Source organism: Mobilicoccus sp. (assembly GCF_032060985.1).
Taxonomy (GTDB): Bacteria; Actinomycetota; Actinomycetes; order Actinomycetales; family Dermatophilaceae; genus Mobilicoccus.
Genome location: NZ_DAMBGD010000009.1, coordinates 51,436 through 77,084 on the forward strand (window position 1 = coordinate 51,436; position 25,649 = coordinate 77,084).

The following is a 25,649-nucleotide window of genomic DNA, read 5'->3' on the forward strand; positions in this document are numbered from 1 at the left end:
GTTTGAGGGGGTCAAGAGAATGCTTGTTCAACTATTCTGAACGCCATGGGGAGGCGGGAGGACGCGGAGAGACAACTGCTCGGTGCCGCCGTCCGGCAGGCGCGGACGTCCCGAGGGCTGTCAATCCGCGCGCTCGCGGCAGCCGTCGAGGTCAGTGCCGCGACGATCTGCGCGGTCGAGCAGGGGCGTACCCGTGTCGACGCCGACCGCCTCCATGCGCTCGCCAAGGCGCTCGAGGTGCGCACGCAGGACCTGCTCGCCGGGCCCAGCCCGGAGCGGGGCGAGGCGGGGCACGCGATCCCCGTCCCCGTCCGGGCGGGTGCCCGCTGGCGGCGGTTCGCCCCCCTGGGCATGGACCCGGCGCTCAGCGGCGCCCTCACCGCGTTCGTCGCCTACGGCTATCACGGTGCCGGCATCCGGGTCATCGCCCAGCACGCGGGTCTGTCGGTGACGGGCGTCTACCACCACTACCCGAGCAAGGAGATGCTCCTCGTCCGACTCCTCGACGTGACGATGTCCGACCTCGTGTGGCGTCTCGACGCTGCCGCCCGCGAGGCCCGGGAGAAGCAGCTCGACCCCGTCCGACGCTTCGCCCTCCTCGTCGAGGCCATCGCGCTGTTCCACGCCTGCCGCCGCGACCTCGCGTTCATCGGGGCGAGCGAGATGCGCAGCCTGCCGCCGACGGAGCGGATCCGCATCGCCCGCATCCGCGTCGACGTGCAGCGCCGCCTCGAGGCCGAGATCACGACGTGCGTCAACCGCGGGTTGGCCCCCGCCCAGGACGTCGCGGCCGCCGCGCGCGCGATCTCGACGATGTGCACCTCGATCTGTCAGTGGTTCCGCCCGACCGGTCCGCTCAGCCCCGAGGCCGTCGCCCTCGACTACGCCCGCTACGGAGTCCGTCTCATCGGCGCCCGCACCGACTGATGCAGTCCCACCACCCAGACACCCCCACCCGCTGAACCCGAGACGGCAGATGGGATGGCGGCCCACGTATCGCTGGAGCAGTAGCTGCGCTTCCATCCCATCTGCCATCTCGGATTGAGCTGGGGGTCGGGACCGCTCGCGGTTCGGGACCGCTCGCTCGGGAGCGCTGGGGCTGGGAGTGAGCTCGGGCTCTGGTGGGCGGGTGGGTGGGCTCCTCGCGGAGGGCTGGTCACGCTCGGGGGTGGGGGCTGGGAGAATGGAGGCCTCATGACGACGACCTCCGCGCCCACGCTCACCGCCGTGCTCGACACCCTCCGCCCCGAGGCGACGACGGGGGAGGCGCCGGACCCCGACACGCTGTTCGGGGCGTTCGTCGACTGGGTGATCGCGAGCAAGGGCGTCGAGCCCTACCCCCACCAGGAGGAGGCGCTGCTCGAACTCGTCACCGGCAGCAACGTCATCCTCGCGACACCGACCGGCTCGGGGAAGTCGCTCGTGGCGGCCGGTGCCCACTTCTTCGCGTTCGCCGACTACGAGCGAACCGGTGACCGCACGTACTACACGGCGCCGATCAAGGCCCTCGTCAGCGAGAAGTTCTTCGACCTCTGCGCGATGTTCGGCGCGGAGAACGTCGGGATGCTCACCGGCGACGCCGCCGTCAATGCGGGGGCGCCGATCGTGTGCTGCACGGCCGAGGTCCTCGCCAACATCGCGCTGCGCGAGGGGGCCGCCGCGCCCATCGGTCAGGTCGTCATGGACGAGTTCCACTTCTACTCCGAACCCGATCGCGGGTGGGCCTGGCAGGTGCCGATCCTCGAGTTGCCGCAGGCGCAGTTCCTCCTCATGAGCGCGACGCTCGGCGACGTGTCGATGTTCGAGGACGACCTCACGAGACGGACCGGGCGGGACACCGCCGTCGTCGCCGGCGCCGAGCGACCCGTGCCGCTCTCGTTCTCCTACGCGATGACCCCGCTGCACGAGACGCTCGAGGAACTGCTCACGACCCACCAGGCACCCGTCTACGTCGTCCACTTCACGCAGGCGGCGGCCCTGGAGCAGGCGCAGGCGCTCATGAGCATCAACGTGTGCACGAAGGCCGAGAAGGCCCAGATCCTCGAGGAACTGCGCGGATTCCGGTTCGCCAAGGGCTTCGGCGCCACCCTGCAACGGCTCGTCAAGCACGGCATCGGCGTCCACCACGCGGGGATGCTGCCCAAGTACCGCCGCCTCGTCGAGACCCTCGCGCAGAAGGGTCTGCTCAAGGTCATCTGCGGCACGGACACCCTCGGGGTCGGCATCAACGTGCCGATCCGCACCGTCGTCCTCACCGGGCTCACGAAGTTCGACGGCACCCGCCAACGCCTCCTGCGCACCCGGGAGTTCCACCAGATCGCCGGACGCGCGGGACGGGCGGGCTTCGACACGAGCGGATCGGTCGTCGTCCAGGCCCCCGACCACGTCATCGAGAACCACAAGGCGCTGCTCAAGGCCGGTGACGACGAGAAGAAGCGGCGCAAGGTCCAGCGCAAGAAACCCCCGGAGGGGTTCGTCAACTGGAGCGAGGACACCTACGACCGCATCCGCGACGCCGACCCCGAGGCGATGGTGAGCCGCATGCGGGTGAGTCACGCGATGGTCCTCAACATGATCCAGCGCGAGGGCGACGCCGTCGCCGCGGTGCGCCGCCTGCTCACCGACAACCACGAGCCCCAACGCCAGAAGACCCGGCTCCAGAAGCAGGCCATCGAGATTCTCCGCACCCTGCTCGACACCGGCGTCGTCGAACGCCTCCCGCAGCCCGACGCGACCGGCCGCCGGTTGCGTGTCGTCGAGGACCTCCAGCGGGGGTTCGCCCTCAACCAGCCGCTGTCGCCGTTCGCGCTCGCCGCCCTCGACCTCCTCGACCCCGAGGACCCCCTCTACGCCCTCGACGTGCTCAGCGTCATCGAGGCGACCCTCGACGACCCGCGGCCCGTGCTCTACGCCCAGCAGTTCAAGGCGCGCGGCGAGGCCGTCGCCGAGATGAAGGCCGACGGCATCGAGTACGAGGAGCGGATGGAACTCCTCGAGGACGTCACGTGGCCCCGGCCGCTCGAGGAGCTGCTCACCGCCGCGTACGAGACCTACCGGCAGACCCACCCCTGGCTCGACCCCGACGCATTGTCGCCCAAGTCCGTCGTCCGTGACCTGTACGAACGGGCGATGACCTTCGGGGAGTTCGTCGCGTTCTACGAGCTCGCCCGCGCCGAGGGCATCGTCCTGCGCTACCTCTCCGACGCCTACAAGGCGATGCGGCAGACCGTGCCGGACGCGATGAAGACCGAGGAGGTCGACGACCTCGTCGAGTGGCTCGGTGAGGTCGTGCGGCAGACGGACTCCTCACTCCTCGACGAGTGGGAGGTCCTCACCGACCCCGACCTCGCGACCCAGGACATCGAGGAGGTGCGGGCCCGCTCCGCGCAGGCGCGACCGTTCACGGCGAACATGCGCGCGCTGCGGGTCCTCGTCCGCAACGCCCTCTGGCAGCGGGTCGACCTCGCGGCCCGCGGGAACGTCGACGCACTCGGGGCGCTCGACGCCCCCGCCACCCCCGGAGCGCCCGGCATGGACGCCGACGACTGGGACGCCGCGCTCGCCGAGTACGCCGAGGAGCACGACGAGATCGGCACCGGGCCCGATGCCCGCGGCCCGGCGATGTTCCTCGTCGACGACCGCAGCGAGCCCGGGTACTGGATCGTCCAGCAGATCATCGCCGACCCCGCGGGGGACCACGACTGGCGCATCTGGGCCGAGGTCGACCTCGACGCCTCCGACGAGGCAGGCGAACTCGTCATCCGCGCCACCGACATGGGTCGCCTCGACTGACCCTCGCCTCCACCGCCCGCGAGGCGGTGGACGGCCGTAGGGTCCCGCCATGACCACCCGAGCCGCCGTCGTCGCCCTTCTCGCCGCACCCGTGCTCGTGACGCCCTGCGCCGCACACGCGTCCCCGTCCGCCGCCGCCCCGGCCGTCGCCGCCCCGTCCGCCGCCATCTCCGCCACGCCCGACGCCACCTCGACTGCCTCCGCCGCTCCGTCCGCCCCGGCCGGCGCCGCCGAGCTGCGGTCCCGTGAGTCTCGCCCCGGTGGGACGACGCCTCGCGATCACGACCGCGGCCCCGTAGGCCACCGCCTGCCCAAGGTCGCGACGATGACCGGCTCCGGCGGCGCCGTCGCCACGGTCGACCCCGTCGCGAGTCAGGTGGCGATCGACGTCCTCGCCAAGGGAGGGACGGCGGCCGACGCCGCCGTCGCCGCCACCGCGGCCCTCAACGTCGTCGAGCCCTATGCGACGGGTCTCGGTGGCGGCGGGTTCTTCGTCCACGCCGACGCCCGCGGCCGCGTGTCGACCCTCGACGGTCGCGAGACCGCGCCCGGCGCGATGACGCCGACCTCGTTCCTCGAGCCGGACGGCACGCCGATGGCGTTCGACAAGGCGGTGAACTCGGGCCTGTCCGTCGGGGTCCCGGGCAACCCCGCGTTGTGGCAGACCATCCTCGACCGGTGGGGTCACCGCTCCTACGCGGAGATGCTCGCCCCCGCCGAGCGCATCGCCCGCCGCGGGTTCGTCGTCGACGAGGCGTTCACCGAGGCGACCGAGCGCAACGCCGAACGGTTCGCCCGCTTCCCCGCCACGGCGGCGGTGTTCCTCCCCGGCGGCAAGCCCGTCCAGCCCGGCACCGTGCTCCGCCAACCCGACCTCGCCAGGACCTTCGGGCTCCTCCGGGCACACGGGCCGGCGTCGCTCTACGCGGGCCCGATCGGCAAGGCCGTCGTCGACACCGTCCGCCACCCCCGCACCGCGCCCGGGGTCGACGTCCCCAGTGGCGGCATGACCACCGCCGATCTCCGTGCCTACCGGGTGCGGTCGAAGGCGCCGGTCGTCAGCAGCTACCACGGACTCGACGTCTACGGCATGCCCACGCCGAGCGCCGGGGGTATCGCCGTCGCCGAGACCCTCAACCTCATGGAGGCGTACGAGAAGCGCACGAAGACCGACCTGTCCCGCGTCGACGACGTCGCGTACCTGCACCGCTTCGCCGAGGCCACCTCGACGGCGTTCGCCGACCGCAACCGGTGGGTCGCGGACGTGCCCGACGTGCCGAGCGGTGCCCTCGTCTCCCCGGAGTTCGCCACGACCCGGGCGTGCGCGTTCGACCCGGGCAAGGCCGCGCCGCGGCCGATCCCGTTCGGCGACCCCCACGCCGCGCCGACGCCGTGCGCCCCGCTCGCCGCGGCCGCGTCCGGTGCGGTCCACGACGGCGCCTCGACGACCCACGTGAGCGTGGCCGACAGGTGGGGCAACGTCGCCTCCTACACCTCGACGATCGAGCAGTTCGGTGGCTCGGGGATGGTCGTCCCGGGGTACGGGTTCCTCCTCAACAACCAGCTCACCGACTTCGAGTTCGCCCCGCCGGTCAAGGGCGTCCCCCACCCCAACCTGCCGGGGCCGGGCAAGCGTCCCCGCAGCTCGATGGCACCGACGATCCTCATGAAGGACCGCCGCCCGGTGCTCGTCGTGGGCGCGGCGGGCGGCTCGACGATCATCACGACGACGGCCCAGATCATCCTCGGCGTCACCGACCGCGACCTCACGCTCGTCGGCGCGGTGGGGGCTCCCCGGCTCTCCTCGCGCAACACCGCTGCCGAGGCCGAGGCGCGCATCCTCGACTCCCGCACCGGCGCCGCGCTCAAGGCCTTGGGGCAGCCGATGGCGGCCCCCAGTGCGGGCACGATCGGGCGCGCCACCGCCATCGCGATGCCGACCCGCCGTACGTTCGTCGCCGCCGCGGAGCCGACCCGCGGTGGCGGGGGCTCGGCGATGGTGGTCCGCCCCCGACGCTGACCGGCGGTCACGGTGCGAGATCCGCGCCCACGTTCTGAGCACGCCTCGATACGACCTCCCCTGCGGCGCGGTGTCGATCGACGCCGTGGGCGGGGGCCTGCGCTCCCGCACGACCGCCCAGGTCAGGCGCGAATTGTGCTGTGCCCCTTGAGATGATCGCCACACGAGCGCCGCTGCCTCTTTACAGATTCGATGCGTTGCGTTACCTGTTCCTACCCGTGTACTTGCCCTATCGTGCATGGATGGTGACCTCTTCGGACCGGATCGACGCACCGACCGTGCGGGACTGGCCGACACTGCGCGACCTGGTCGTCCGAGCGTCGGCGACCCGTCAATGCCGGGAGATCGCGGCCGCGATCGCCGAATCCCCGAACGCTGCGGTGGCCTGGCGCCAGCGCATGTCGGACCTGTGCGGCCGGGGCCGCCTCGTGTTGTTCGCCGTCGATGCCGAGGGCGTGGCGCACGCGTTGATCGCGGCCTACGTCGACGGTGACCGCGCCGAGCGTCACGTCGTCGTCCGTCACCTCCTCGTGCTGCCCTCCCCGGAGGAGGATCCGGCGACCGCGCAGCGGTTGATCGCGCGAGTCGAGGCGTGGGCGACGGAGCACCACGCCGGCGAGGTGCTCCTGGAGGTCGAGGAGTCGGGGCTCGAGTGCGTTCTTCGCGAACTCGACTACAGCCCCACCGGTGCGCGCCGGCCCGCGTTCGAGAGTCCCACGGCGGTCACGCATCCCGACGCGTCGCCGTGGGCCGTCGAATGGCACCGGTTCCTGCGCAACCCCCGCAGCGTCGCCGCCTCACCGCTGTTCGCCGTCGCCTCCTGAGCGCGCGCGCCGGGAGGAGTCCCCTCGGGTGCCGACTCGGGCCTCGTGGAGCATCGTCACGACGACGCCGAGCGACTCGCCCGTGACGAGTTCGGCGAACTCGATGCCCGTCAGAAGCGCCATGAGCTGCGGCGTCGTCAACGGGATGTCGTCATCGCGCCCGGCCTCGACGAGCGCCCGCATGCGTGCGCGCAGCGGGGCGACGGCGTCGGCGATCCACGGTTCGCGGCGGGAGGCGATGAGCACCTCGCACCAGGCGAGGGCGAGCCGGTCGTCGTGTGGGCCTGCACCCTCGGCGAGGCGTCGGTCGGTCACCTCCTCGCACACCGCCTGCACGAGGGCCGCCCGGGTGCGGAAGTGATTGCTCGTCGTGCCGCGCGGCAGTGACCCGGCCGCATCGACGCGGCCGTGCGTCAGTCCGTGGAGTCCGTCGCGCCCGAAGACGTCGACGGCGGCGGCGAGGGCCAGGGCACGGCGTGAGGCCGGGGCGGTGGTCGGGCCGGTGCCTTCTCGCGCCGAACTCATGCGGCGGCCGTGGGGGAGGCCTGCTCCTGCCGGGTGACCCAGTCCCGCACGTGCGCCGTGAAGACCTCGGGGCGACACAGGTTCGACGGGTCGAAGGAGTCCGCGATGATCGCGAACTCGGTGTTCGCGAGGACCTCCTCGACCCGCCGCATCATCCCCACGGCCACGGCGGAGTGGTCGCCCACCAGGCACAGCGTCGGCACGTCGCAGCCGCGAAGGTCGTCCGCGAGGCGGACCGCGTTGACGACGCGGCGCTGCTTGATCATGTCGTCCTGACGGGTGGTGGCGAGCGAGCGCACCATGAGTTCCCCAGCCTCCGGCCAGCGCCTGCGGTAGACGAGCCGGATGAGCGCGGCGCTCCACCGCGACGGCAGGAGCCGCAGCGTCGCGGGTTGGGCGGCCGCACCGATCATCACGAGGTGTCCTGCGAGCGTGCGCGGTGGTCGGTCGCACAGGCTGTCGCAGATGACGGCCGAGGCGATGAGGTCACGGTGGCGCAGCATGAACGTCTCGACGACGGGCCCTCCGTAGGAGATGCCGACGAGGTGGGCCCGGGGGATCCCACGGCTCCGCAGGGCGTCGGCGATGTCGTCGGCCTGCACGGCGAGGACGTCGGCGTCGGCGATGCCGTCCAGCGACGGCGACCGACCGGTTCCACGCAGGTCCAGGGCCAGGCGACGGAACTCGGTCAACGCCGCGACCTGGGGGGCGTACATCTGATGGTCGGCCCCGAGGCCGGGGACGAAGACGAGTGCCGGCCCGCGGCCGACGTCCTCAACGAACATGACCCCTCCTACTATGATCGTAGTGATGCGGTCAGCGTAGCCCTCGCGGAGCGTGCGGGGAAGTGCCCGGAGGCGCGGGAACCGGCCGCCGGAGCGGGTCGCCGGTCGCGCCGCCCACCGGCCCACCGCGCGGTCGCCTCGGGTGACGGTCCCCGCCGGAGACGGTCGGGGAGTCGAGGGGGGAGTCGCCGTGAGCGGCAAGTACCGTGGTGCGCGCACGCCGCGCGCGCATGCATCCCACGTCACCACGAGGAGCCGCACTCCCATGAACGTCACCGGTACCTACCGCCTGCAGATGCACGAGGCTTTCGGTTTCGATGACGCCCGGGCTCAGCTGCCCTACCTCGCCTCCCTCGGCGTGTCGCACCTGTATCTCTCCCCGATCCTCCAGGCGGCGGAGGGCTCGATGCACGGCTACGACGTCGTCGATCACGAGCGCATCAGCGACGCCCTCGGCGGACGCGAGGGGTTCGAACGGCTCGCTGCGACGGCGAAGGACTTCGACATGGGGATCGTCGTCGACGTCGTCCCCAACCACATGGCGTTCGTCGCGCCCGAGTACGTCAACCGCCCGCTGTGGCAGGTCCTCAAGGACGGACGCGACGCGCCCACGGCGGACTGGTTCGACATCGACTGGAGGGCCGGGGGTGGGCGACTCGGCCTGCCGATCCTCGGCGGCGACCTCGACACGGTGATCGAGGCCGGCGAGATCACCCGCGAGGAGCAGGAGATCCACGGTGTCCGCCAGCCCGTCCTGCGCTACTACGAGCACGTCCTCCCCGTCGCGCTCGGCACCGAGGGGGACGAGGACAGCAGTGTTCGCGACATCCTCGACCGGCAGCACTACCGGCTCGCGTCGTGGCGCGACAAGGAGAGCACCCTCAACTACCGCCGCTTCTTCGAGGTCGACGAGCTCATCGCCGTGCGGGTCGAGATCCCCGAGGTCTTCGAGGCCACGCACGCGTTGCTGCTCGACCTCAACCGCGACGGGCTCATCGACGGCTTCCGCATCGACCACCCCGACGGCCTCGCCGACCCCGAGGGATACCTCGACCAGCTGCGTCGGGCGGCGCGACGGGGCACGCCGGTGTGGGTCGAGAAGATCCTCGAGGGCACCGAGCAGCTGCCGACCTCGTGGCCGTGTGCCGGCACGACCGGCTACGACGGCATGCGCGCGATCACCGCGGCGCTCGTCGACACCGACCCGAGCGTCGCCACGACGATCACGCGGTGCTGGGACGAGGCGGGTGGGGAGCACACCGTCGCCGAGGCCGTCGACGCCGCCAAGCGCCAGGTCGTCGCCGACTCACTCGGTCCGGAGGTCGAGCGCCTCACCCGCCGCGCCCGCGAGGCCGTCCCCGAGGCCGACCCCGACCGGCTGCGCGAGGCCATCGTCGAACTGCTCGTCGCCGGGGAGGTCTACCGCGCCTACGTCCGGCCCGACGAACGGCTGAGCCCACAGGCTCGAGAGCGCCTCGCCACGGCGTTCGGCGCCGCGCTACAGGCCCGGCCCGACCTCGTCCCCGAGCTGCGCGCGCTCGCGCCCATCACCGTCCCGGAGGACGACGACGAAGCCGCCGCGGCCGACTTCGCCGTACGCCTGCAGCAGACGTGGGGTCCGGTGATGGCGAAGGGCATCGAGGACACGACGTTCTACCGGTGGCACCGCCTCGTCGCCCTCAACGAGGTCGGCGGCGACCCCGAACTCCTCGACCACGGCTCACCGGCGGAGCTGCACGCCTGGGCCCGTCACCAGGCCGCGGACTGGCCGATCGGGATGGTCGCGCTCTCCACGCACGACACCAAGCGCAGCGAGGACGTACGTGCCCGCATCCTCGCGGTGGCGGGTGACCCGGAATCGTGGGCCGAGTGCTCCCGCGTCTGTCTCGAACGGGCGGCCGAGGTCGACATCGACAGCCCGACCGTCCACCTGCTGTGGCAGACGATCCTCGGCGTGGGCCGCATCCCGTTCGAGCGCCTCGAGGCCTACCTCCTCAAGGCGTTGCGCGAGGCCAAGCGCCACACCGCATGGGTCGACGGGGACGAGGAGTACGAACGCCGCGTCCTCGACTTCGCCCAGCGCATCACCCGCGAGGGACGCCTCCACGACGCGATCGACGCCGCGCTCGCGAAGAACGCGGACGCGATGCGGGCGATGGTCCTCGCGCAGAAGGTCCTCCAGCTCACCCTCCCCGGCGTGCCCGACACCTACCAGGGCTGCGAGGTCGTGGAGCTCTCCCTCGTCGACCCGGACAACCGGCGCCCGGTCGACTACGACGGCCGCGTGGCGCTGCTCCGAGCGGTCGACGAGGCCGGTGTCGAGGGGCGCGAGCTGCCGACCGTCGGTGACCTGTCGGCCCTCGACGCCGAGAAGATGCTCGTCACCGCGACCCTGCTGCGGCTGCGACGGGAGTCCCCGGAGTTGTTCCTCGACGCCGGGTACACCCCGATCGAGCCCTCCTCGCCGTTGCTCGCGGACCACCTCGTCGGATTCACCCGCACACGCTCCGGAGGGTTCCTCGCCGAGGCGTTCGGACGCTCCCGCGGACGGGTCACCGTCCTCGTCACCCGGGCCCCGCAACGCCTCGCGGCCGCCGGCGGATGGGGAGAGGCGACCCTCCCCCTGGACGAGGGGGACTGGACCGACGTCCTCACCGGCAGCACGTACGAGGGCGGGGACGTGCGCGTCGCCGACCTCCTCACCGTTCGACCCGTCGCCGTCCTCGTGCAGCGATGACGACCACCCGCACCACGCCGACCCCCGACCTGCAGGGAGAGTCATGAGTCAGAAGCCCTCCATCGCCGCCGCCGGCACCCACACCGAGGGAGGCCGCGAGTTCACCCTCTGGGCCCCCCACGCGAAGGAACGGGTGGACCTCGAGCTCGACGGCACCCGCCACGCGATGGAGTCCCTGCCCGGTGGCTGGTGGACCCTGCGGATCCCCGCCGAGAACGGCGCCCGGTACGGGTACCGCCTCGACGGCGGCCCCGTCCTGCCCGACCCCGCCGCGCGGCGGCTGCCGGACGGGCCGCACGGGCTCGCGCAGGTCGTCGATCTCGACGAGTCGGCCTGGACCGACGACGAGTGGACCGGCGTCGAGCTGCAGGGATCCACGATCTACGAGCTCCACGTGGGCACGTTCACCCCCGAGGGCACCCTCGACGCCGCGATCGGTCGCCTCGACCACCTCGTCGAGCTGGGCGTCGACATCGTCGAGCTCATGCCCGTCACGAGCTTCCCCGGCGTGCACGGGTGGGGGTACGACGGCGTCGCGCCGTTCTCCGTCCACGAGCCCTACGGCGGCCCGCTCGCGCTGCAGCGGTTCGTCGACGCCGCCCACGGGCGGGGCCTCGCCGTCGCACTCGACGTCGTCCACAACCACCTCGGGCCCGACGGCAACTACCTGCTGTCCTACGGCCCTTACTTCACCGACCGCCACCACACGCCCTGGGGCGCGGCGGTCAACCTCGACGGTCCCCAGAGCGACGACGTGCGGGCCTACCTCGTCGACAACGTCATCTCCTGGCTGCGCGACTACCACCTCGACGCGTTGCGGCTCGACGCGGTGCACGAGCTCCACGACGACAGCGCGGTGCACATCCTCGAGGAGTTCACGACGGCGGTGGACGACCTCGCCGAGGAGAACGGTCGTCGGATGTACCTCATCGCCGAGAGCGACCGCAACGACCCCCGCACGGTGACGCCCCGCGACAGGGGTGGCCTCGGGCTCGACGCCCAATGGGCCGACGACGTCCACCACGGCCTCCACGTCGCCCTCACCGGCGAGACCCAGGGCTACTACGCCGACTTCGTCGCGCCACACGCCCTCGAGACCGTCCTCACCTCTCCGTTCTTCCACGCCGGCACCTACTCGACCTTCCGCGGACGCACCCACGGCCGGCCCGTCGACCCCGACCTCGTCGACGGCTCCGCGTTCGTGGCCTCGCTGCAGACCCACGACCAGGTCGGCAACCGCCGCGCCGGGGACCGGTTGGCCGCGACCGTCCCCTACCGCCGCCTCGCCGTCGGCGCGGCGCTCCTGCTCACGAGCCCGTACACGCCGATGCTGTTCATGGGGGAGGAGTGGGCCGCCTCGACCCCGTGGCAGTACTTCACCGACCACACCGACGTCGACCTCGCCGAGGCCGTGCGCGACGGACGCCGCGAGGAGTTCGCGACCCACGGGTGGACCGCCGACGACGTGCCGGACCCGCAGGACGTCGCCACGGTGAACGCCTCCGTCCTCGACTGGGACGAGATCGGCGAGGGTGAGCACGAGCGCATGTTCGGCTGGTACCGCGCGCTGCTCGCGTTGCGGCGATCGCGCCCGGACCTGCGCTCCGGTGACCTGGCCGACGTCCGCGTCGACCCCGGGCCGGTCGACGGGGCGTTCGTCGTCGTCCGGGGCGCTCACCGCGTCGCCGTCAATCTCTCCTCCCGCGAGGTCGACCTCGACCTCGACCTCCCGGACGGCGGCCACGGCTCGGTGGTGCTCCTCGCCCTCGACGTGACGACGACCATCGACGGGCAGCGCATCCATCTCGCCGGCGACTCCGTCGTCGTCGTGGGGCCGGCGGCGGAGTGACGACCCCGCGGCCGCGCCGGCCGGTGATGCTCGACGCCCGTGCTCTGGACTCCTTCGGGCAGGAACGTCTCGACCCGGCGGTCATCACCCAGATCGCGCACGAGAGTGCGGCGGTCGTCGTGCGCACCGGGCGCGCCCGCCGCGACCCCGACCTCACCCGCCGGCTCGTGGCGCTGGTCGACGAGATCGGACTCTCGACGGTCGCGGAGCTGTGGGCGGGGCGGCCGGCGCGCAGTCTGCCGGGCGCGCTCTGGCGCCTCTACGCCATCCGGGAATGGGTCCGACGGGACGGGGAGGGGGCGAGTCGCGACTACCGTGACGGCCTCGCGTACGCGCAGGTCTCCGGGGCGATCGCGGGGGTCGGCAGCCCGCCCGGGCCGCAGGAGGTCACCGAGCTCGCCGACGCCGTCCTCACCGGCGTCTTCGACGGCGACCTCTCCGGAGCCCTGGATCGCGCCGCGGCGTTCTGCCGTGTCGTCTCCGCCGGCCGGGCCTCGCGTGACGATGCGACCCCCGTCGAATCCCTCCATGTGCCCGGTCTCGCCGGTGGGGCGGGACAGGTCGCGACGATGGCGGACGACCTCGCCGCCTGCGCCCGGTTGTGGCGCCAGGAGTCGCTGGACTGAGGCCGGGCGCGGCCGGTGCCCGTCCCACGCCGCGGGGGCGTTTTGTGGCGTGCCTCACGCCGAACGGACGACCATCACACCCTCTCGGGCGGTCGTTCATGACGCCTGTCTCAGTAGCAGGGAGTGTACGGGCGGCGTTCACGCCCCGTTCACCCGCCGGGGGCGAGCGCGTCATGCCCGGCCGCCTAACTTGCGGGTGGAGGGGACCGGCACGACGCCCGACGAGCGCGCCCCGTGGCGCGGGTTCCCTCGGTTGACGACGAGAACACCCCACTGGAAAGGGCTCACTGACGTGAAGCGCAACACCCTCGGCCGGGTCGGCCTGCCGGCCACCCTCGCCCTCGCACTGACCCTGTCGGCCTGCGGTGCGGCCAACGAGGGCGCCTCCGGCGGTGGCGAGAACGCCCCGGCCACCTCCGCCGGCGTCTCGGGCACGATCGCCGGTGTCGGCGCGAGCTCCCAGGCCGCTGCTGTCGACGCCTGGAAGGCGAAGTTCGAAGGCGCCAACCCGCAGGCGACGGTCAACTACGACCCGCAGGGTTCCGGCGCCGGCCGCGAGCAGTTCCTCGCCGGTGGTGTGCAGTTCGCCGGGTCGGACGCCTACCTCGACGCCGACGAGGCCAAGAAGGTCCCGCAGAAGTGTGGTGACCTTCTCGAGTTCCCGGCGTACATCTCCCCGATCGCGGTCGCCTACAAGGTCCAGGGTGTCGACGAGCTCAAGCTGTCGGCTCCCACGATCGCCAAGATCTTCTCCGGCAAGATCACCACGTGGAACGACCCGGCGATCGCCGCCGAGAACGCGGGGGTCCAGCTCCCGGCCACGAAGATCACCCCGGTGCACCGCTCCGACAAGTCGGGCACGACCGAGAACTTCACCGACTACCTCAGCAAGGCCGCCCCGCAGGACTGGACCGAGAAGGCCTCCGGTGACTGGCCGATCTCCGGCGGCGAGGCCGCCAAGGGCACCAGCGGCGTCGTGCAGGCCATCAACGCCGGTGACGGCACGATCGGCTACGCCGACGCCAGCCAGATCGGTGACCTCAAGCACGCCAAGGTCAAGGTCGGCGAGGAGTTCGTGGAGTACAGCGCCGAGGCCGCGGCCAAGGTCGTCGACGCCTCCGAGCCCGCCAAGGACCGCACCTCCCCGTACGACTTCGCGATCGACCTCAAGCGGGACACGAAGGAGGGCGGGACCTACCCGATCGTCCTCGTGACCTACACCCTTGCGTGCAGCAAGTACGCCGACCAGAACACCGCCGACCTGGTCAAGGCCTGGCTGACCTACATCGTCAGCGAGGAGGGCCAGAAGGCCGCCGCCGAGTCCGCGGGCTCCGCGCCGATCTCCTCGACCGCGCGCGACAACGCCATGAAGGGCATCAACACCATCGCGGCGGGCTGACCGGACGCCGCCGTCTCCGCGGTCCGGCGCACCCGCCCCGGGTGTGCCGGACCGCGTCGCGGTCACCGGGCTCGATGCCCATCCCCTGATCCACCCGCACGCAGTTGACACGAGAGAGACCACCAGTGACGACGCAGACTGCCGGACCGCCCCGGGCGGTGACGCGCCCCGGAGACCGCATCTTCGCCGGTGCCGCGACCGGTTCGGGCATCCTCATCCTCGCCATCCTGGCCGGTGTCGCCGCCTTCCTCCTGTGGCAGGCATGGCCGGCGCTCGTCGCCGACCCGGAACAGATCCCCGGCGGCAAGGGCCTGACCTCCTACATCGCCCCTTTGCTGTTCGGCACGGTGCTGTCGGCGGTCATCGCCCTGCTCATCGCCACGCCGCTCGCCATCGGGATCGCGCTGTTCATCACCCACTACGCCCCGCGCCGGTTGGCGCAGGCGCTGGGTTACCTGGTGGATCTCCTCGCCGCCGTGCCCAGCCTGGTGTACGGCCTCTGGGGTGTGTTCGTGTTGGCCCCCAAGACCGTCCCCGTCACCACATGGCTGTCCGAGAAGCTCGGCTTCATCCCGCTGTTCGCCGGCCCGCCCAGCACGACCGGTCGCACGATGTTCGTCGTCGGCATCGTGCTCGCGGTGATGATCCTGCCCATCATGACGGCGGTGAACCGTGAGGTCTTCCTGCAGACCCCGCGCCTGCACGAGGAGGCCTCCCTCGCGCTGGGCGCGACCCGCTGGGAGATGATCCAGATGGCGGTCATCCCGTTCGGCAAGTCCGGTGTCATCTCCGGCATGATGCTCGGTCTCGGTCGGGCGCTGGGCGAGACGATGGCGATCGCCATCATCCTGTCGATGTCCGGCGGCATCTCGTTCAACCTCATCGGCAGCGCCAACCCCGGCACGATCGCGGGGAACATCGCGCTGCAGTTCCCCGAGTCCAGTGGTCTGGCCGTCAACACCCTCATCGCCTCGGGTCTGGTGCTCTTCGCGCTCACCCTGGCCGTCAACATGCTCGCCCGCTGGATCGTCTCCCGCCGGGCCGAGTTCTCGGGAGCGAACTGACATGAGAACCGACCAGAAGAACAGCACCCTCACCGCGCCGCCCCCGGCCGCACCCTCCACGAGCGCCGCGATGACCCAGGGCACGCTCACCACCCCGGTGCGCCGTGGCATCCTCGTCGTCGCGATCCTGCTCGGCCTCGGCCTCTCCCCGCTGCTGGGGTGGGGCCTGCACTCGGTCGGGATCATCGTGCTCGGGGCGCTGCTGTACTGCGTGACGATCTACGTCGCCTCGCGCCTCGTCGAGGGCCCGCGGCACGCCCTGGACCGCCTCGTCACCGGCATCGTCACGACGATGTTCGCCCTCGCCCTCGTGCCGCTGGTCTCGGTGGTCGTCGAGGTCGTCGGCAAGGGCTACCACCGCTTCGACGCCCAGTTCTTCAGCTACTCCATGCGCGGCGTCGTCGGCGCCGGCGGTGGGGCCTACCACGCGATCATGGGCACGGTCATCATCACCGGCATCGCGGCGTTGGTCTCGATCCCGATCGGCATCCTCGCGGCCATCTACCTCGTCGAGTACGGCCGCAAGAACCGGCTCTCCAAGGCGCTCACGTTCTTCGTCGACGTCATGACCGGGATCCCCTCGATCGTCGCGGGTCTGTTCGCCTACGCCCTGTTCGTGCTCGTCTTCGGCGAGGGCGCGCGGGCCGGAATCATCGGTGCCACCGCACTCACGGTGCTCATGATCCCGACGGTCGTGCGCAGCACCGAGGAGATGCTGCGGATCGTGCCCAACGAACTCCGCGAGGCCGCGTACGCGCTCGGCGTGCCCAAGTGGCTCACGATCGTCAAGGTCGTCCTGCCGACCGCACTGGCCGGCATCGCCACCGGCGTCACCCTCGCCATCGCCCGCGTCATCGGTGAGACGGCCCCGCTGCTCGTCACCGTCGGCATCACGACCAGCGTCAACCTCAACCCGTTCTCGGGCCGCATGGCGACCCTGCCCGTCTTCTCGTACTACCAGTACGCCACGCCGGGCGTGCCGCCCGCGCCGTTCATCGAGCGGGCCTGGACCGCGGCCCTCGCGCTCATCCTCATCGTCATGGCGCTCAACATCATCGCGCGCCTCATCTCCAAGTTCTTCGCCCCCAAGACCGGGCGCTGACCGGCGAGCACGCCCGGAAGGAAGATCACGCACATGTCGAAGAGCATCGACGTCAAGGACCTCAACATCTACTACGGCGATTTCCTGGCCGTGAAGGACGTGGACGTGTTCATCGAGCCCCGCTCGGTGACCGCCCTCATCGGTCCCTCCGGCTGTGGCAAGTCGACCTTCCTGCGGTCGTTGAACCGCATGCACGAGGTCATCCCGGGCGCCTACTGCGAGGGCAACGTCGTCATCGACGAGCAGAACATCTACGCCAAGGGTGTCGACCCGGTGCAGGTGCGCCGCAAGGTCGGCATGGTCTTCCAGAAGCCCAACCCCTTCCCCACGATGTCGATCTACGAGAACGTCATCGCGGGCGTCCGCCTCAACAACCAGCGCATCCGCAAGACCGAGGCCGACGAGCTGGTCGAGGGCTCGCTGCGCGGCGCCAACCTGTGGAACGAGGTCAAGGACCGGCTGGACAAGCCCGGCTCGGGACTCTCCGGCGGCCAGCAGCAGCGCCTGTGCATCGCCCGCACGATCGCGGTCAAGCCCGAGGTCGTCCTCATGGACGAGCCGTGCTCGGCGCTCGACCCCATCTCCACCCTCGCCGTGGAGGACCTCATCGGCGAGCTCAAGGAGAACTACACGATCGTCATCGTCACGCACAACATGCAGCAGGCCGCCCGCGTCTCCGACAAGACCGGCTTCTTCAACATCGAGGGCAGTGGCAAGCCCGGTCAGCTCGTGGAGTTCGACGAGACCAAGAAGGTCTTCAACAACCCCGCGAAGAAGGCCACCGAGGATTACATCTCCGGCCGGTTCGGCTGAGGCCGGTCCCGCGACTCCGTCGCCGTGGTCCCGGCTCCTATGAGGAGCCTCACGATGCGTCCCTGCGGCGCGGAGTTTCGGGTCCGGTCGTGCAACGATCTGAGCGGCCGTCCAGGACGGCCGCTCCGCCCATCTCCTCACGACGACGGGAGTTCGTCTCGATGTTCGGCATCGGCAAGCGCACCAGGACCCGACCGCAGATCGTCGACGTCCCCGACCGGGAGACCGTGGAGATCGGGTCCTTCGCACATGGAGTGTGCGACGACTGTGGGTGGCGTGGGCCGGGCCGCCGGTCCAGGTCCATGGCCGCCGACGACGCCCACGACCACACCTGCGCGCACGCGGGCGAGGAGCCTCTGTCGGCGTGACGGTGACGACCGCGACCGTCACGATGGCCTCACCACCGCGACGCTGATCGGCCGGCGCCGTGAGGGGTCGCGGCGCGGGTTCTCGACGAGGGTGAGGTGTGTGCCGGACCGGGAGCGCCTCTCGGCGCGAGGCCGCTCGTAGCGGCGAATGTTGGAGCCCGGGGCTGCCGCGGCCCGGCACACACGAGGACCCAACGTAGCAGAGGGTGGCTTCTGTTCCCACCCGGCGCGAGAACCGTGCACCACCTCTCCGGGCTGTCGGTGGTCCCGCGCCGCGCGGACCGGCTTCACCCCCGTGGGGCGCGACCGACCGCGTATCGAGCGACCGCGTATCGAGCGACCTCGGGGAGCGACGCCGCCGTCAGGACCGACTCCGCCCCTCGGGGCGGTGACGTTCCACGGCGAGGATCGACGGCGTGGACCCGGTGCCGATGTGCAGGACGACGAGTTCGCCCTTGGCGAGGTTGTCGCGGGCCAGGGCGTCGAGGACCCGCTTGGTCTCACGGCCGGGGGTACGGTGTCGTCGCCTGATCTCCTTGAGCAGCGGCCGCAGGACGGGGCCGTGGCTGCCGAACAGCACCGGGTCGGAGCCGGCGAGCGCCTCGTCGACGATCGACGACAGATCGCCGGGGCGGGCCTCGAAGCCCTCCTCGGACAGCTCGGGGCACCAGGCGACCTCGACGGTGTCGTCGGTCGTCTCGAGGTAGGGCTCGATCGTGCGGGCGCACCGCACCGACGGGGAACTGACGATGCGCGTGAACCCGTAGGCGTCGAGGAGCGGTGCGAGGTCGTGGGCGCGGGCCTCGCCGGGCGGGTCCAGCGGACGGAGGCGATCGTCGTCCCCGTCGTACCTCTTGCGGGAGACGGCGTGCGCGTGCCGCACGATGCCGACGCTCCGGGTGAGGACGGGGCTCGCGGTGAGGGTGCGCAGCTGTTCCAGGTCGCGCCGGTACGTGGCGAGCCGCTGTGCCCGGGAGGGCGTCACCCAGCGCACGTCGTCGATCTCGTTCTCGAGGCGGCCGTCGCCCCCGACGACCTCGGCGGCCCAGTAGCGGACCTCCTTGCGGCGGTGCGCGCCTCGCCGACCGCCGCTGCCACCGGTGTCGGGGGGCAGGGAGTGGACGCTCAGCGGGAGCGGACGGCCGAGGCGCACCTTGAGCCCGGTCTCCTCGAACGTCTCGCGCACGGCGGCGGCGGCCCACTCCTCGCCCGGATCGAGCTTGCCCTTGGGCCAGGACCAGTCGCGGTGATGGGGACGGTGGACGAGAAGGACCTCGAGGCGGTCCTTGCGGCGACGCCAGGGGAGGGTGCCGGCCGCGCGGACCCGCGCCTCAGCCACGCCGGGCGCTGCGCTTGGCAGCGTGTTCATCGATGAGAACGCTCTGCAGGTCCAGCAGCGGGGTGCCGTCCTCGGCGCGGTGATGGCGCGTCCAGCGCCCGTCACCGGCGAGGTGCCAACTCGAGAACTCGTCGCTCATTCCTCGGGTGAGGACGTTGACGAGCTCCTCGACGTGTCCGCGGTCGGTGATGCGCACGAGCGCCTCGACGCGACGGTCGAGGTTGCGGTGCATCATGTCCGCGCTGCCGATGTAGACCGCGTCCCGCCCGCCGGGGCCGAAGACGAAGATGCGGGAGTGCTCGAGGAACCGTCCGAGGATGGATCGCACGCGGAGGTTCTCCGACAGGCCGGGCACGCCGGGGCGCAGCGAGCAGATGCCGCGGACGAGGACGTCGACCCGCACGCCCGCCTGCGAGGCGCGGTAGAGGCTGTCGATGATGCGCTCGTCGACGATGGAGTTGACCTTGATGCCGACGTAGGCGTCCTGGCCCTTCTCGGCGCGGGCGATCTGCTCCTCGATCCGCTCGATGAGCCCGGAGCGGATCGAGGACGGCGCGACGAGCAGCCGGGAGAACTTGCTGCGGGGCGCCCATCCGGAGAGCTGGTTGAACAGCTTGGTGAGGTCCTCGCCCACGTGGGGGTCCGCCGTGAACAGGCCGAAGTCCTCGTAGAGTCGTGCGGTCTTGGGGTGGTAGTTGCCGGTGCCCACGTGGCAGTAGCGGCTCAGGCCACCGGACTCGGCGCGGATGACGAGCGAGAGCTTGCAGTGGGTCTTGAGCCCGACCACGCCGTAGACGACATGGACGCCTGCATGTTCGAGCTTGCGGGCCCAGTCGATGTTGTTCTGCTCGTCGAAGCGGGCCTTGATCTCGACGACCGCGAGGACCTGTTTGCCCGCCTCGGCGGCGGCGACGAGGGCGTCGATGATGGGGGAGTCGCCGCTCGTGCGGTACAGGGTCTGCTTGATGGCGACGACGCGCGGGTCGGCGGCCGCCTGCTCGACGAACGCCTGCACCGAGGTCGAGAACGAGTCGTACGGGTGCTGGACGAGCACGTCCTTGCGGCGGATGGCCGCGAACATGTCGGCGGCCTTCGCGCTCTCGTGACGGTTGATGTCGCGATGGGTGCGGGGCACGAACGGCGGGTACTTGAGCTCGGTGCGGTCGAGGTCGGCGATGACGTCGAGGCAGCGCAGGTCGAGCGGGGTGGGCAGGCGGAAGACCTCGCGGGGACTCACGCCGAGCTCACGGGTGAGCAGGTCGAGCACGTGGTCGTCCGTGCGTTCCTCGATCTCGAGGCGGACGGCGGGTCCGAAGCGGCGACGGGTGAGTTCCTTCTCGAGCGCGGCGAGGAGGTTCTCCGCGTCGTCCTCCTCGACCTCGAGGTCCTCGTTGCGGGTGACGCGGAAGCTGAAGTGCTCCCGCACGACCATGCCCGGGAACAGCTCGGGCAGATGTGCCGCGATGACCTCCTCCACCGGCACGAACCGCGCCGAGTAGAGGTCCTCCTCGCCGTCGGCGGCGGGGATCTGAACGAGGCGCGGGAGCAGGGGCGGGACCTTGACGCGGGCGAAGTGCTCGCTCCCGGACTTGCGGTTCTCGAGGACGACCGCGAGGTTGAGCGACAGCCCCGAGATGTAGGGGAACGGGTGCGCCGGGTCGACGGCGAGCGGGGTGAGGACCGGGAACACCTGCGCGGCGAACCACTCGTCGAGGCGGGCGCGCTCGGGGGCCGCGAGATCGTCCCACCCGACGATGAGGATGTCCTCCTCGGCGAGCGCGGGGCGGACCTGCTCGTCGAAGATCCGCGCGTGCGCGGCCATGAGGCCCTGGGCCGTCGACATGATGCGGTCGAGCAGCTCGCGCGGTTCGAGCCCCGAGGCCGAGCGCACCGCGAGCCCGGTGGCGATCCGGCGCTTGAGCCCCGCGACGCGCACCATGAAGAACTCGTCGAGGTTGCTCGCGAAGATCGACAGGAACCGGGCGCGCTCGAGCAGGTACATGTCGGGATCGGCCGCGAGTTGCAGAACGCGCTCGTTGAACTGCAGCCAGGAGATCTCCCGATCGAGGAACCGGTCGGTGGGCAGCTGCTCGCCGTCGGCGGGGCCGGCGGGCATGAAACGGCCGTTGGCGGCGCGGGGCCTCGCGCCCGCGGCGGACGTCGTCTCGCCGGTGACCGCCGTCAGCGCACCGGTGTGGGCGGGGGAGGTCTCGGCAGGGGTCGCGCTGTCGCTCGTGGCCGTCATGCGCTCATGGTGCCACGGTCGGCGCAGGGCGTCTCCGGGCGGATCGGCGAAGCCGCGGTGGTCGCGCGTCGGGGGCGGCCCACCTGCGGCGATGGCCCGGGACGGCCCGCCGGGTGCGCCACGGCACGCCGACCGGTGGGCGCGACGTGCGCGGCCCGCCGCAGGTGCCACCGACGCCGGGGTCAGGCCGCGTACTGCACGTCGAGGGAGATGCGTTCGAACCCGAGCCGGCGGTAGGTGGCGAGCGCAGCGGCGTTGTCGCCGTCGACGTAGAGGGTGACCCGCGTCAAGCCGGCGCGGGCGAGGTGCCGGAGGCCGAGAAGGGTGGCGGCCTTGCCGAGTCCGAGTCCCTGACGGTCGGGGTCGACGCCGACGACGTAGACCTCGCCCTCGCCGTCCTCGGTCTTCGTCCAGTGGAACGCGACGAGACGCCCCTCCGGGTCGGCGACGAGGAAGAACCCGTCCGCGTCGAACCACGGCTCGGCCATGCGTGCGCGCACGTCCGCCGCCGTCATGCGTCCCTGCTCGGCGTGCGTGGCGAACGCACGCGCGTTGAGGGCCGCCCAGGCCTGGATGTCCGCCTCGAGGGCGGCCCGGGTGTCGGTCTGCTCGTCGGCGCGCGCGAACGTGCGGGCCGTGTAGCCCTCGGGGAGGTCGACCGCGGCGTCGGCGAGACCCTCGAGCGGTCGCGCCATCCGGAGGAGTTCACGCACGACGCGCAGCCCGGCGTGCTCGGCCCACGCCGACGCCGGGGGGACGTCGCCGTGCGCCCATACGCGGGCATCGGGGACGAGGTCGGTCACCGCGCCCCACAGGGCCGTGCCGAGCCCGTGGCGGCGGGACTCCGGCGCAACGACGATCTCGGCCCCCGCCTCGGGGTCGGTGTGGTCCAGGTGGGCGTAGCCAATGATCGCACCGTGCATGCCGCCCGCGTCGTTCCCGCCCTCGAGACCGGCGAGGACGTGCCGGTGCGCACCGGGGGCGGCGTCGAGGTGCAGGAGGGTCTGTTCCGAGAGCGCCTCCACCCCGTCGGCGTCGGCCGCCCGCCTCGCGAGGTCGCGGACCTCGGCCGCCTGCGCGGGGGTGAGGGAGGTGCGGATCTCGAGGTGGGGAGAGGTCTGCTCGGTCATGCGCGGCTCCTGCTCGTCGGGCGGCACCTGCTCCTTCCCCGGGTTCACCGCATCGCGGGACCTCGACGGGGACGGGGCGGGGTCAGGGGCTCTCGTAGCGATACCCCACACCCCGCACGGTACCGATGAGGCCCTCGTGCTCGGGGCCCAGCTTGGCCCGCAACCGCCGGATGTGGACGTCGACCGTGCGCGTGCCGCCGTAGTAGTCGTACCCCCAGACCTCCTCGAGGATCTGGGCGCGGGTGAACACGTGGCCGGGGGAGGAGACGAGGTACTTGAGGAGCTCGAACTCCTTGTACGTGAGGTCGAGCGGCACCCCGCGCACGCGGGCGGAGTACCCGGAGGCGTCGATGACGAGATCTCCGGCCTCGCGCACCTCGGGGCCGTCCTCGGGGGCGTGGTCGCCGCGGGCCGCGGCGAGCCGGAGGCGGGCATCGACCTCACCGGGACCGGCGGTCCGCAGGAGGAGATCGGTGAGGCCCCACTCGGGGGTGAGGGCCGCGAGGGCGCCCTCGGTGATGACGGCCACGAGCGTGAGATCGGGCATCGAGGAGGCCATCTGGCGGCATGAGGCGCGGGCGGCGACGAGGTCGGTCGTGGCGTCGACGAGCACGACGGTGCCCGCGGGGACGGAGGTCAGCGCGCCGACGTCGGTCACCACCCGCACCCGGTGCGGGAGCAGCACGAGCGCGGGCAGGACGTCCTCACCCGACTCCCGCGACCTCGAGAGCAGCACCACCTGGGCCATGACCCTCACTCTACGGTGGGGCATCGACGCCGAATCCGGCCGGCGCGGCCGACACGGGGTCGGCTCCGTCACCCCCTCCGGCCCGACGTCGCAGGCAAGGATGCAGCGGCGCGGTCGTGATCGCAGCCACCTCACGACATCCTCGGCTGTGATCCTGCCCGCGATCTCGCGACGTCGGGGCAGGCCTCGGCTGGCATGGGCACGGCCCGTCCTGAGAAGGTGAGACGGTGACCGTCACGCTCCGCTACTGGGCCGCCGCTGCGGCCGCGACCGGGGTCGACGCCGAGGAGGCGAGGCCCGACACCGTCGCGGCCGTGCTCGACGAGGCCGTCGCCCGTCACCCCGAGCTCGGCCCGGTGTTGCAGGTGGCCTCCGTCCTCGTCGACGGGACCCCCGTGCGCCCCGAGGACCGGGCAGGGTCGCAGCTGTCCGACGGGGTGTCGGTGGAGATCCTGCCCCCGTTCGCGGGCGGCTGACAGGATGACACCGTGAACGACATCCGACCTGCGGCAGACGCGTCCCCCCAGGACGGCCGACGCCCGCAGGAGGACCCGGCTCCCGCCGCCGCTCACGACGGCATGGACGCCGTCGGGACGAGGGCCGCCACGTCCGACCCGGCCGCGAGCGCCGCGCCGTCCGAGGCCGGGGTCGCCGAGGATCACGATGTCGCCGGGAGTCACGTCGTCGCCGGGGACCACGGTGTCGACGGTCGCTCTGCGGACGGTCATGCCGCCGCGAGGTCGCACCCGGACGCTCCGGGGACCCGCCCTCGCCCGCCGCGTCGCCCGTGGCGCCCCGTCGTGACGGTGGTCGCGTTCGTCGTCGCCGTCGTCCTCGGTGTCGTCGCGCATACGGGCAGCGTGACGTGGATGGTGCCCGCCCTGGCGCTGCCGATGGTCCTCCTCGCGATCGGATGGGTGCCGCTGCTGCGTCTCCCCAGCCCGCGGGGCACGACGATCGTGCAGCTCATCGCCGTCGTCCTGTTGTTGGTGCCGGCGGCGATCAGCCCGACCACGACCCTCGAACGCCTTCCCGGGTTCGTCGCCCTGTCGATGATCGCGTCGTTCGTCCACCAGCTCGTGCGGCGGGACGCCCGGCCGCGGCTCGTCGAATCCGTCTCCGCGGTCGCCGCCGGTGTTGCACTCCTGAGCTCGGCCGCGTGCCTCGTCCCCCTCGTCGTCCAGCCCCAGGGCCGTGACGCGATCGCCGCGGTGATGGGCGCCACCGCCGCGGCGACCCTCGCCGACATCGGCCTCGGTCGACGTCCCCGAGGCGGCGTCGCCGCGGCCTGCGCGGTGGCGTCCGTCGTCCTCGGCGGGTTCGGGGCCTGGGGTGTCCACGCGGCGTTCGGATCCTCCTCGCTGCCGTTCGTCGCCGTCGCGGGTGCGCTCGCGGGCGGGTTCAGCTACGCCCTTCGGCAGATCCAGTCCGTCCTCCCCTCGCTGTGGGGGCGTCGCGCCCAGATCGCCTCGGCGGCGGGATCCGTGCTGTCCACCGGGGTCATCGCGTACGGTCTCGCCTGGTTCACGGGCGCCGTCCCGCTCTGACCCCGCCTCCCCGAAAGGACCCACCATGCCGTTCGAGATCGATCCCACGATGAACCCGGCCGTCGCGCCTCTGGGCTGGATGATCGGCCGCTGGGAGGGCGTCGGCGTCGTCGGCTACCCCGACATGGACTCCCGCAACTTCGGCCAGGAGCTCGTCATCAGCCACGACGGCCGCCCGTTCCTCGCCATCGAGAGCCACACGCATCTCCTCAACGAGGACGGCTCGAAGGACCGCGACAGTGCCCGCGAGTCCGGGTTCCTCCGGTTCCTCGACAACGGCGAGATCGAACTGCTCCTCGTCCACCCCACCGGCATCCTCGAGATGTACGTCGGACGTCGCGAGGTCGACCGCCCGGTGCTCGACCTGGCGACCGACGGCGTCATGCGCAGCCCTGCGGCCCGCGACTACACCGCCGCCCGCCGCATGTACGGGCTCGTCGAGCAGAAGCTGCTGTGGGTCATGGACATGGCCGCCGAGGGGCACCCCATGCAGAGCCACGCCTCGGCGCAGCTCACGCGCGTGGGCTGAGAGGCCTCGTCGCGAGCCCGGCCGTCGCGCGCCCGGCCCGTCGGGCGGAGGAGATGGGGCCCGCGCGGAGGAGATGGTCCACGACGGCGGCCAAGTTCGACCCTTCGACGGTGGCGGCGGCCACGTCGGCGTCGACCGTACGCTCCCACGGGTCACGCCCTCGGCGGGTGGCGCACCACCCTCGACGGCGTCGCCGGCGGAGCGGCC

General features: G+C 71.9%; 20 protein-coding genes. 14 read left to right on the forward strand and 6 right to left on the reverse strand.

The window, feature by feature from the left end; genetic code table 11:
• The first annotated feature begins 45 nt into the window (after positions 1-45).
• The 4 genes from RT054_RS08800 to RT054_RS08815 all read left to right on the forward strand — a co-directional run bounded on the left by RT054_RS08800 (position 46) and on the right by RT054_RS08815 (position 6,636).
• Positions 46-927 (forward strand): TetR family transcriptional regulator, encoded by an 882-nt coding sequence (locus RT054_RS08800; protein WP_312720998.1) that lies wholly within the window; start codon positions 46-48, stop codon positions 925-927.
• A gap of 267 nt (positions 928-1,194) precedes the next feature.
• On the forward strand, positions 1,195-3,792 hold the full coding sequence (locus RT054_RS08805; RefSeq protein ID WP_313023145.1) for a DUF3516 domain-containing protein: 2,598 nt from the start codon (positions 1,195-1,197) through the stop codon (positions 3,790-3,792).
• A gap of 49 nt (positions 3,793-3,841) precedes the next feature.
• Positions 3,842-5,812: a gamma-glutamyltransferase gene (ggt, locus tag RT054_RS08810; protein ID WP_313023146.1), complete on the forward strand. Its 1,971-nt coding sequence runs from the start codon at positions 3,842-3,844 to the stop codon at positions 5,810-5,812.
• A 242-nt stretch (positions 5,813-6,054) separates the two neighbouring features.
• Positions 6,055-6,636, forward strand: coding sequence for a hypothetical protein (locus RT054_RS08815; RefSeq protein WP_313023147.1), 582 nt, complete (start codon positions 6,055-6,057; stop codon positions 6,634-6,636).
• Here the strand turns inward: RT054_RS08815 and RT054_RS08820 are convergent.
• Both RT054_RS08820 and RT054_RS08825 read right to left on the reverse strand, forming a co-directional pair.
• On the reverse strand, positions 6,610-7,161 hold the full coding sequence (locus RT054_RS08820) for a hypothetical protein (RefSeq protein ID WP_313023148.1): 552 nt from the start codon (positions 7,159-7,161) through the stop codon (positions 6,610-6,612). The genes RT054_RS08815 and RT054_RS08820 overlap by 27 nt on opposite strands.
• A complete protein-coding gene (locus RT054_RS08825) occupies positions 7,158-7,946 on the reverse strand; it encodes an alpha/beta hydrolase (protein WP_313023150.1) in 789 nt (262 codons plus the stop codon). Before RT054_RS08825 ends, RT054_RS08820 begins: the two co-directional genes overlap by 4 nt.
• Before the next feature lie 265 nt (positions 7,947-8,211).
• Here RT054_RS08825 and treY point away from each other — a divergent pair, with 265 nt between their 5' ends.
• The 7 genes from treY (at position 8,212) to pstB (ending at position 17,536) form a co-directional block, all read left to right on the forward strand.
• The gene (gene treY, locus RT054_RS08830) at positions 8,212-10,683 is read left to right on the forward strand and encodes a malto-oligosyltrehalose synthase (RefSeq protein ID WP_313023151.1); all 2,472 of its coding nucleotides are present in this window, start codon (positions 8,212-8,214) and stop codon (positions 10,681-10,683) included.
• A 43-nt stretch (positions 10,684-10,726) separates the two neighbouring features.
• Complete coding sequence (gene treZ / locus RT054_RS08835) at positions 10,727-12,532, forward strand: malto-oligosyltrehalose trehalohydrolase (protein ID WP_313023152.1); 1,806 nt, start codon at positions 10,727-10,729, stop codon at positions 12,530-12,532.
• A 26-nt stretch (positions 12,533-12,558) separates the two neighbouring features.
• Positions 12,559-13,158, forward strand: a complete 600-nt coding sequence (locus RT054_RS08840; protein WP_313023153.1) for a hypothetical protein — start codon at positions 12,559-12,561, stop codon at positions 13,156-13,158.
• Between the two features lie 292 nt (positions 13,159-13,450).
• Positions 13,451-14,557, forward strand: a complete 1,107-nt coding sequence (gene pstS / locus RT054_RS08845; RefSeq protein ID WP_313023154.1) for a phosphate ABC transporter substrate-binding protein PstS — start codon at positions 13,451-13,453, stop codon at positions 14,555-14,557.
• 125 nt (positions 14,558-14,682) lie between these two features.
• Positions 14,683-15,621, forward strand: coding sequence for a phosphate ABC transporter permease subunit PstC (pstC, locus tag RT054_RS08850; protein WP_313023155.1), 939 nt, complete (start codon positions 14,683-14,685; stop codon positions 15,619-15,621).
• Position 15,622: 1 nt separating this feature from the next.
• Positions 15,623-16,723, forward strand: coding sequence for a phosphate ABC transporter permease PstA (gene pstA, locus RT054_RS08855; protein ID WP_313023156.1), 1,101 nt, complete (start codon positions 15,623-15,625; stop codon positions 16,721-16,723).
• Positions 16,724-16,756: 33 nt separating this feature from the next.
• Positions 16,757-17,536, forward strand: coding sequence for a phosphate ABC transporter ATP-binding protein PstB (pstB, locus tag RT054_RS08860; protein WP_312717616.1), 780 nt, complete (start codon positions 16,757-16,759; stop codon positions 17,534-17,536).
• A gap of 729 nt (positions 17,537-18,265) precedes the next feature.
• Here pstB and RT054_RS08865 read toward each other — a convergent pair.
• From RT054_RS08865 to RT054_RS08880, 4 genes are all read right to left on the reverse strand, one after another.
• A complete protein-coding gene (locus RT054_RS08865) occupies positions 18,266-19,273 on the reverse strand; it encodes an NUDIX hydrolase (protein WP_313023158.1) in 1,008 nt (335 codons plus the stop codon).
• On the reverse strand, positions 19,236-21,488 hold the full coding sequence (locus RT054_RS08870; protein WP_312717619.1) for an RNA degradosome polyphosphate kinase: 2,253 nt from the start codon (positions 21,486-21,488) through the stop codon (positions 19,236-19,238). The genes RT054_RS08865 and RT054_RS08870 overlap by 38 nt, the downstream gene beginning before the upstream one ends.
• Before the next feature lie 182 nt (positions 21,489-21,670).
• Positions 21,671-22,618 carry a mycothiol synthase gene (mshD, locus tag RT054_RS08875; RefSeq protein ID WP_313023160.1) on the reverse strand — a complete coding sequence of 316 codons (948 nt, stop codon included), beginning with the start codon at positions 22,616-22,618 and terminating at the stop codon, positions 21,671-21,673.
• A gap of 82 nt (positions 22,619-22,700) precedes the next feature.
• The gene (locus RT054_RS08880; protein WP_313023161.1) at positions 22,701-23,366 is read right to left on the reverse strand and encodes a response regulator transcription factor; all 666 of its coding nucleotides are present in this window, start codon (positions 23,364-23,366) and stop codon (positions 22,701-22,703) included.
• 227 nt (positions 23,367-23,593) lie between these two features.
• On the opposite strand from RT054_RS08880, the gene RT054_RS08885 reads away from it, so the two are divergent.
• Genes RT054_RS08885 through RT054_RS08895 form a run of 3 tightly spaced genes read left to right on the forward strand, consistent with a single transcriptional unit; the run spans position 23,594 to position 25,442 of the window.
• The gene (locus tag RT054_RS08885; protein ID WP_313023162.1) at positions 23,594-23,842 is read left to right on the forward strand and encodes a MoaD/ThiS family protein; all 249 of its coding nucleotides are present in this window, start codon (positions 23,594-23,596) and stop codon (positions 23,840-23,842) included.
• A gap of 12 nt (positions 23,843-23,854) precedes the next feature.
• On the forward strand, positions 23,855-24,913 hold the full coding sequence (locus tag RT054_RS08890; protein ID WP_313023163.1) for a hypothetical protein: 1,059 nt from the start codon (positions 23,855-23,857) through the stop codon (positions 24,911-24,913).
• Positions 24,914-24,938: 25 nt separating this feature from the next.
• Positions 24,939-25,442, forward strand: coding sequence for an FABP family protein (locus tag RT054_RS08895; protein ID WP_313023164.1), 504 nt, complete (start codon positions 24,939-24,941; stop codon positions 25,440-25,442).
• Positions 25,443-25,649 lie beyond the last annotated feature (207 nt).